This is a genomic window from Azonexus sp. GW821-FHT04F04, assembly GCF_059420025.1.
The window spans coordinates 1-1,493 of sequence record NZ_JBWKSX010000027.1; the positions used below are offsets into that span (position 1 = coordinate 1).

Sequence of the window (1,493 nt, forward strand, 5' to 3'; positions counted from 1 at the left end):
CCATTCTTTCCCAAGTATGTTCTGCTGGAGCCCGGCGATGCTGCGCGCGGCTTTGTGGTGGTCATGGTTATTTGCGCGCTGGCCAGCACGCTGGCGATTCGGGCTGCCCTGCGCGTAGACCCGGCCACCGCCATTGGAGGATGAGATGGACGGTTTCGGCATTCGTATCGAAGGTTTGAGCAAGCGCTACGGTGAGAGCGATACCGCAGTCGACGCCTTGAAAGACGTCAATATGACCGTCGCTCCCGGAGAGGTGGTTGGCCTGATTGGCCCCTCTGGTTCCGGAAAAAGCACCTTGCTCAAATGCCTGGGCGCGGTGATTGAGCCGACAACCGGCAAGATGACCCTGGGTGATGAGGTCATCTACGACAATGGCTGGAAGATTCCGGACCTGCGCGCCTTGCGCCGCGACCGAATCGGGTTCGTATTTCAGGCTCCCTATCTGATTCCATTCCTCGATGTCATCGACAATGTGGCCCTGTTACCCATGCTGGCAGGCAGACCGAATGGTGAATCGAGAAAGCGTGCGCTCGAGTTGCTTGAAGCGCTTGATGTCGGGCACCGCGCCAAGGCCCAGCCATCGCAACTGTCGGGCGGGGAGCAACAACGCGTGGCAATTGCCCGGGCCCTGGCGAATCAGCCGCCCGTCATCCTCGCCGATGAGCCGACCGCACCTTTGGACAGTGAACGCGCCTTGAGCGTCGTGCGCATCCTCAACCAGATGGCGCAGCAGTTCAATACGGCCATCATCGTGGTGACCCACGATGAGAAAATCATTCCTACCTTCAAGCGGATTTACCACATTCGCGATGGCAAAACCTTTGAAGAAAAAGGCCAGGCTCTGAGCTGAGTCTCAGATAGGCGGGCAGACAATGCCCTATTTCAAGCGAAATCAGATGCTGCGCCCGTTTTGCCCGCCTCTCCTGGCCGCAAGTATTGGTGGCTAACCATTTGCAGATGACTAGTTAATCAGAGTTCATCCCTGGCGCATCATGATTCTTCAGCCTTTGGCGGCTTTCCAACCCGTATGCTGGAAATATTTTCCATATGCCTTCAGAGCTTCAAGTGCTTGCACCGCGCCATCGTGTCGCGACTTTGAAGTTTTTCCTCTCATGGTCTCGGCGCTTTCCATCAGGTCTGCAATAACCAAGTGAAGCATCGCATCAGCCTGGGCTTCGAGTTTGCAATTCTGTATTGCATAAGCCACCTTTTCACTGATTGTCGTCGCTAATGCTTGATAGTCGTCGTTGCCATATTGATTCTTGTGAATCGCCGGTATTGCCTTCGCCATCGCTTGATTGATGTCGTTCATAGCCTGACGCAGCGGCTCATCAGTTGCCCATTTTTTTCCAGCGTTAAGGTGGAGCTTTGTCGGTTCTGCACTCCCATGGCTATGGTTGTGTGCGGAACTTTCAGCTGCGAGGATATTGGGCGAAGCTCCAAGCGCAATGGCAGTCAGAACTACAGCGAATATGGTTTTCATCGGGTCTCCT

At 55.0% G+C, this 1,493-nt stretch carries 2 protein-coding genes; one reads left to right on the forward strand and one right to left on the reverse strand.

Annotated features, from left to right (window positions below; genetic code table 11):
- Positions 1 to 145: 145 nt before the first annotated feature.
- Positions 146 to 850, forward strand: a complete 705-nt coding sequence (locus AC07TV_RS22715) for an ABC transporter ATP-binding protein (RefSeq protein ID WP_310492166.1) — start codon at positions 146 to 148, stop codon at positions 848 to 850.
- A gap of 150 nt (positions 851 to 1,000) precedes the next feature.
- Here AC07TV_RS22715 and AC07TV_RS22720 read toward each other — a convergent pair.
- Positions 1,001 to 1,493 (reverse strand): hypothetical protein (locus tag AC07TV_RS22720; protein WP_494650683.1); only part of this gene is annotated, 493 nt, incomplete at its 5' end.

Excerpts from the sequence above, each read along its gene's own strand:
- AC07TV_RS22715 (WP_310492166.1), top strand. The coding sequence starts at position 146 with ATGGACGGTTTCGGCATTCGTATCGAAGGTTTGAGCAAGCGCTACGGT.